This is a genomic window from Streptomyces sp. NPDC055632, assembly GCF_053618675.1.
Genome location: NZ_JBSHHY010000082.1, coordinates 1 through 6450, shown reverse-complemented (window position 1 = coordinate 6450; position 6450 = coordinate 1). Strand labels below are relative to the sequence as shown.

The 6450-nt window shown below is 69.1% G+C and carries 6 protein-coding genes; 4 read left to right on the top strand and 2 right to left on the bottom strand.

The genetic code is table 11. The annotated features are described in order from the left end of the window. Positions 1-142 precede the first annotated feature (142 nt). The 3 genes from ACWGSR_RS37375 to ACWGSR_RS37365 are packed head-to-tail and all read left to right on the top strand — an operon-like array spanning position 143 to position 2626. Complete coding sequence (locus tag ACWGSR_RS37375; RefSeq protein WP_453573845.1) at positions 143-1228, top strand: hypothetical protein; 1086 nt, start codon at positions 143-145, stop codon at positions 1226-1228. 48 nt (positions 1229-1276) lie between these two features. After that, positions 1277-2137, top strand: a complete 861-nt coding sequence (locus ACWGSR_RS37370) for a hypothetical protein (RefSeq protein ID WP_453573843.1) — start codon at positions 1277-1279, stop codon at positions 2135-2137. 54 nt (positions 2138-2191) lie between these two features. Beyond that, positions 2192-2626: a zeta toxin family protein gene (locus ACWGSR_RS37365; RefSeq protein ID WP_453573840.1), complete on the top strand. Its 435-nt coding sequence runs from the start codon at positions 2192-2194 to the stop codon at positions 2624-2626. A 382-nt stretch (positions 2627-3008) separates the two neighbouring features. Here the strand turns inward: ACWGSR_RS37365 and ACWGSR_RS37360 are convergent, their stop codons facing one another. Next, positions 3009-3206 (bottom strand): hypothetical protein, encoded by a 198-nt coding sequence (locus tag ACWGSR_RS37360; RefSeq protein WP_453573837.1) that lies wholly within the window; start codon positions 3204-3206, stop codon positions 3009-3011. A gap of 122 nt (positions 3207-3328) precedes the next feature. Here ACWGSR_RS37360 and ACWGSR_RS37355 point away from each other — a divergent pair, with 122 nt between their 5' ends. Next, a complete protein-coding gene (locus tag ACWGSR_RS37355) occupies positions 3329-5491 on the top strand; it encodes a helix-turn-helix domain-containing protein (protein ID WP_453573834.1) in 2163 nt (720 codons plus the stop codon). A gap of 226 nt (positions 5492-5717) precedes the next feature. On the opposite strand, the gene ACWGSR_RS37350 is transcribed toward ACWGSR_RS37355, so the two are convergent. Continuing rightward, positions 5718-6122: a hypothetical protein gene (locus ACWGSR_RS37350; protein WP_453573831.1), complete on the bottom strand. Its 405-nt coding sequence runs from the start codon at positions 6120-6122 to the stop codon at positions 5718-5720. Between the last annotated feature and the right edge of the window lie 328 nt (positions 6123-6450).

The following is a 6450-nucleotide window of genomic DNA, read 5'->3' as shown; positions in this document are numbered from 1 at the left end:
CCTCAACACACCCTGGCCAAGCCAAGTCCAGCAATCCCATGGACGCTTCAGCCCGCCACAACGTTGCCTCTCAGCAACTTTCGACACAGGGCCTAGCCAGGTCGCCCCTCCGCTGCAACCGCTGGTCACCATCCTGCTGGAGATGGACCAGCCCAAGAGCCGCCTGATCTGGCTCCGCAACCCCAACGTCGTCCGTCTCCTCCACGGCTTGGCCGCCGGCGGCATCCCGCTCACCCACGATGGACTGCACCAGGAAACACCCTGGCGAACCGTCGCCCACCTGCGTGACCTGCTGATGGACAGCGGCGTCCTGCCACGCGTCGACCGACAGTTCATGCTTTACCAGCGCTGGCTGGCCGAACGGCTCGGCGTCATCGAGGATCCTGAACACCGTCGGCTTCTTCAGCATTTCGCCACCTGGCACCAGATGCGGCGCCTGCGGAGCAAAGCCGAGAAGGGGCCTCTGGGACGTTCCCAGACCGGCCAGGCGAAACAGGAGATCACTCAGGCCGGCACCTTCCTCTCCTGGCTCGCCGACCGAGGCCGCACCCTCGAACACTGCCAGCAGGCGGACGTCGACGCCTGGCACACGGAGAAGCTGGCCACCCGGCGCCCGGCCCAGACGTTCCTGCGCTGGTGCATGAAGACGAGCCGGATGCCCCGCCTCACCCTGCCACCCCAAGTCAACAGCCAGGACCAAGCGCCGCTGCACCAGCACCGCCGACTCGCCATTCTCCGGCGGACCCTCAACGACGGCTCCCTGCCCCTGCGGGCCCGGGTCGCGGCCGCGCTCGTTCTCCTCTACGCGCAACCCGTCACCCGCATCGTCCGCCTCACCGTCGACGACGTCATAGACGACGGGGCCACCCTCACCGTCCGGCTGGGAGACCCGCCGTCCCCGCTTCCGGAACCCGTCGCTGACCTCATGCGGGCATACGTCCAGTCCCGCCAACACTTGCCCTACGCCAGTAGTAGAAGCTCACAGTGGCTCTTCCCCGGCCGCCAGCCCGGACAGCCCATGAATCCGGTCAGCCTCCAAGTCCACCTCCGAAAGATCGGCGTCCCGCCACAGCGCGGCAGGACCTCCGCGATCCGCCAACTCGTCCTCCAAGCCCCAGCCCCCGTCATCGCGAAGGCGCTCGGCTACCACGACAAGACAGCCACCCGTCTGGTCACCGAGGCCGGCGGAACCTGGAGCCGGTACGCCCCGGGTGACTACAGGCGCTGACCAGGCCGGACCTTGATCCTGAGAGCAAAAGGAAGGTTCAATCGCCGGATGGCTGAGACTGACATTGACCTGGGAGTCGTGACGGCGCCGTCGGGGGTCCTCGTGTTGGGGACGGTGTCGTGGATCGACTACTGGCCGCAGCTGGGCCAACCGCTGTCCGAGCGCGCAAGTGCCGCGGCATCGGTCGGCGGCGGACACGTCCACGACTGGATGTGTGAGATGGCCGCAGTTCGCGCCGCCAGTGACAGGCCATTGATGGTGCGGGCCAGCACGGCGGCGTCGCCCTTCGACGGCGGACCAACCATCGCAGTCCTTGAGGTCGATCTCGGTCTGCCATGGGCCGGCACCGGAGGGGACGAGCCGATCATCCTTGGCGACCTACCGGTCGACCGTTGCGGCATGGTGCTCGGTGACGCGCTTGCCCTGGACTCCTGGACCGGAGACGGCCATCCATCAACCGACGGCCTTGCCGATGTCGCCTACTGGGGAGGCTACGCGGAGGCCGCCCATCGTCAGTTCGGCGGAGAACTGATCCCGCGACACGGCGGTCAAGTGCGAGGGTGGCTCGACCTCCCGCTCGATGACGCCAAGAAGCTCAGCGACGCCCTCAACGACTGGAAAGGCGACGAACAGGACCGGGGCGTCATGGTTGCAGTCGATGAGCACACCGACTTCCACCGCTTCAACCGCGCGAGTTGGACCCACCCGCTTCAGATCGGCGCCATCGAGGTCGCTGACTGCTCCGTTCTGGGGATCAACTGGGACAGCGGCGACCACTCGATGCGACATCGCGGCGAACGCCGCTTCGGGCAGGTCTATCCCGTGACTCTTCAGCCTGGGCCCACGGGCCGGACAACGATGCGCTGGACGATCCCGCCCTACGAGCCCGGTCACGACGGCGCAGAGTGATCAGTAGGAACCGCCGACTACTCAGCGTGGTCAAGCTGGAAACCGCCAGAGAACATGCGACACCTCAACATGCGGGCCTACCGACAGTCCGGTGCCCGGATCGAGGGCCTGTTCATGGGCGTGCCGAAGGCGCTCAGCGACCAGGGGATCGTCAACCGGTACTTCGAGCAGCTCGCCGACCGGGGGCAGGGACGCCTCACCGTCCAGGCCAACGCCGACGAGTCCTTCGAGGGCATCCTCGACCTGGCCGACCGCGTCGACCGCAGTGCCCTGGTCGACCTGGCGAGCGTCTACCGCCGCGGCGAGAGCAAGCCCCGCTACACCAACAGCCTCGACAGCTCAGGGCAGTGGACCGCCCCTCCGGCCCTGCGTGACGGCGTCAAGACCGAACGCACCCGCCCCCTCGCGGAGGCCGAGAGCAAGGGCTTCGTCGACACCCAGCCCCGGCTGCGTGAGACCAGTCGCGGCCTCGGCCCGGAGTGGCCGTAGCGACTGGCCCGGATCGAGCAGGATGCAGTACCGATCCTGCTCCCCGCCGAGGCCCAGCGCCTCGCCCCGCCGGCGCGCCCCTCGGCCGCGGCGGCCCGGTCCCGTAGCACCACCACGGCCCGAAATCCGGATGGACCCAAGCGCGGCACCGCCCAGGACCCTGGCTCCCGGCAGCAGCCGCACCACCGCCGACCGGACGGGCCCGACACCGGGCGCGGACGGACCCGATAGACCTACGATCGGCCTCTTTCAGCTGCTGTCCCGGCCATAAAGGCCGGGACAGCAGCTTTTCCGTGACGGCGAAGGACCGGTCGAAACTCGGGGCGCCGTTGAGGCCTCTGGTACCAGCCGCAAACGGAAGAATTGGAGATCGAGGAGGGCGTCAGGTGAGGAGGGCGGCGAGGGCGCCGGTGACGGCGCAGGCGAGGGTGATGACCGCGACGAAGGTGGCAGCGGCACGGGTGAGGGCGGTGGGGTAGCTGGCATTGTCCATCCGGGCGAGCTTGCCCGCAGCGACGCCGGCCAGGAACGCGAGGACGGTTACAAGTGCGGCGGTGAGCAGGACGACGGCGACGGTCACGGCGATCTCCCGGTACGTGGTGAGGTGTTGACGTGATCGAAGATCTCGGGACCCGCGTTCGCCGGGGTTCGCCGGGAGGAAGATGAACACCGGCGAACACAACGGTCCTGGGGGCGTACACCGTGCACGACGAGTACAAGGGCGGAGATCCGGCGCTGGCCGAGTTGCGGGAGAGGCTGAGGGCCGGAATGGCCCGCCTGCGGCTGAACCAGACGGATCTCGCCGGCCGTGCCGGGCTGGGACGCACAACAGTGTCCGAGGCGCTCTCGCCAGCGAAGCCGGCACCCTCACCCGAGACGGTGGCCACTCTGGCCCGTGCGCTGCAACTGCCGGTGGAGGAGCTGCGGGAGTTACAGCGAAGCGCGGTCGAGATCACCGAGGGTGGGGCGCGGCCGGTGCCGGGTCGCCCGATCGGTGAGTGGGATCCATACGACCTGGAGGTCCACCCGGCGGGGCTCGGCGAGGCTGGCTCCGAGACCGGGCGATTGGGGGCGCGGACGCTGTCTGGGTATGTGCGGCGCGAGCACGACCGGGTTTTGGCCGAGCTGGTAGAGGACGCCGCAGCCGGTCGTAGTCGGGCCGTAGTGCTGGTGGGCAGTTCGTCGACGGGAAAGACACGGGCGTGCTGGGAGACCATACAGCCGCTCGCCGCTGCGGGGTGGCGGCTGTGGCATCCCTTCGATCCGACCCGCGCCCAGGACGCCCTTCAAGACTTGCCCCGGGTCGCGCCGCGGACCGTGGTGTGGTTGAACGAGGCCCAGCACTACCTGGGTGATCGCGCGGTAGGCGAGCAGATCGCGGCTGCTGTCCATCAGCTGCTGGTGACCGCGGAACGCGGGCCGGTCCTGGTGCTGGGCACGCTCTGGCCCGAGTACGCCACCCGCTATACGGCTCTGCCCGCACCGGGCCAAGAGGACCCGCACAGCCGGGTGCGGGAACTGCTGGCCGGCCGCACGCTGACAGTCCCCGAAACCTTCGACGCCCCGGCACTGAGCGCCGCGACCGCTCTGGCCAAGGAGGGAGATCGGATCCTTGCCGATGCACTTGCACGGGCGAGCACTGACGGGCGTATCGCCCAGGACCTCGCAGGCGCCCCCGAACTCCTGAGCCGCTACCGACACGCGAGTCCAGCTGCCGCAGCAGTCCTGGAAGCGGCGATGGATGCCCGCCGTCTCGGCGTCGGCCTCCACCTCCCCCACACCTTCCTCACCAACGCCGCCACCGACTACCTCACCGACACCGACTACGACCAGCTCACCGACGACTGGGCCGAGCAGGCCTTCGCCGAACTCGCCGCACCCGTCCACGGCAAACAAGCCCCCCTGCGCCGCACCACCCCCCGTACCCAAAGGCGCCCTCCCGCCACGGCCCCGACCGCTCACGCCACGACTCCGTCGATCGCAGGACCGCTGTTCCGGCTCGCCGACTACCTCGAACAACACGGACGCACCAGCTGCAGCCGCCTGTGTCCCCCCGCCTCGTTCTGGCACGCCGCCCACATCCATCTCACCGACCCCGACGACCTCGGCAACCTCACCTGGGAGGCCGAGAGACGACATCGCCTGCAATGGGCCCACGCCCTGCGCTACCGCGCCGCCGACCACGGCAACACCGCCGCCCTGTGCCGCCTGGCCGAGATGCAGGAGGAGGCCGGGGATTGGGAGAGCGCCGAAACCCTGGCCCGGCAGGCCGCCGACCACGGCGACACCACCGCCCTCTACCGCCTGGCCGAGATACAGGAGGAGGCCGGGGATTGGGAGAGCGTCGAGACCCTGGCCCGGCAGGCCGCCGATCGTGGTGACACCACGGCCCTGTACTACTTGGCGCAGATGCAGGAGAAGGGCGGGGATTGGGAGAGCGCCGAGACCCTGGCCCGGCAGGCCGCCGACCGCGGCGACATCACCGCCCTGGACCTCCTAGCCGAGATGCGGGAGGAGGTCGGGGACCGAAAGAACGCCGAAACCTTGGCCCGGCAGATTGCTGACCGCGGCAACACTGGCGCCCTGTACCGCCTGGTCATGATGCGGGAGCAGGCCGGGGACCGAAAGAGCGCCGAGACCCTGGCCCGGCAGGCCGCCGACCACGGCAACACTGGTGCCCTGTACCGCTTGGCCATGATGCGGGAGCAGGCCGGGGACTCAAAGAGCGCCGAAACTCTGGCCCAACAGGCGGCCAACTGCGGCGCCACCGGCGACCTATACACCTTGGGCATGAGATCGGGACTCTTCAGCAAGAGATGGCCGTACGGCCTAGACCCAGACGGCACACCTACATCTCCATGGTGAGGGTCTGTGTCAATCGAGTGGAGTACACGCGCATTGCCGGGTACCGAGTAGGGACGCCGCCATCTGCGCCTGGTGACGGAATTCTTACTGGCACTCCCGTTCGGTACCCGAGCAGCATTCTGGTCGCCAACCCACGCCACCTGTGCCGGACGCGCCGGACGGACAGTGCCGCCCGCCGCGTTCGTGCTGCGGCAGGCCGGGCGAGGGCCGTTGGCTGGTTGGGTGTTCAGCGGCTCCAGCCCACCGGCCCCCGGCCGTTCTGGCCGTTCTCGTCGGCTTCGTCCTCAGCCTGGCCGTCGTTGTCGTGGCCGTCGTCGAGGATGATGCGGATGGTGCGGCCCTGCCCGGTGAGGCTGGTCAGGGCGGTGGCGGCGCGCTGGTAGACGGTGGAGGCTAGAGCCCAGTCGACGCCCAGAGCGCTGTCGGACCGGGTCTCCCACAGCACGATGAGCGGGGCGATCAGGGAGCGGCCGGAGACGGTGGTCCTGATGCGGCCGTCGGGCAGGTCGTCGATGGCCGGCGGGGTGCGGAAGTGGTCGTGGTCGGCGGCGCAGGCGGCGAGCCATTCCCGGGTGTGGCGGTGGGCGACGACCTGGGCGGAGACCATGCCGGCGGCCCGCAGCAGTAGCACGCCCTGCTCGACCTCGGGGGCTGCGACACGCGATGCTGTGCGTGTGCATGCGCACCGGGTAGCGGTGCGGCCCCCACGCGCGGGGGAGGTCGCCGAGGTGCTGGCCGCAGCGACGGCCATGGTGCGCTGTCGCTTCGTCCTGCCCGTCGAGCCTGATCCGGCGCCAGCCAGGACGGAGCGGATGTCGGCCCCGGATTTCAGGTCAGGAAAGGCATCGGCTGGCTGCTCACCTCTACTGACCTTGAAGTCGTCTTGTCGTAGGGGCTGACGGTTGCTGATCGTCGCGGTATGCCGGATGTATGAGGTATCCGCAGGGTGGGGGTCTGAC

Coding starts and splice junctions, on each gene's coding strand:
- ACWGSR_RS37375 (WP_453573845.1), top strand. CDS start 143: ATGGACCAGCCCAAGAGCCGCCTGATCTGGCTCCGCAACCCCAACGTC.
- ACWGSR_RS37370 (WP_453573843.1), top strand. CDS start 1,277: ATGGCTGAGACTGACATTGACCTGGGAGTCGTGACGGCGCCGTCGGGG.
- ACWGSR_RS37365 (WP_453573840.1), top strand. CDS start 2,192: ATGCGACACCTCAACATGCGGGCCTACCGACAGTCCGGTGCCCGGATC.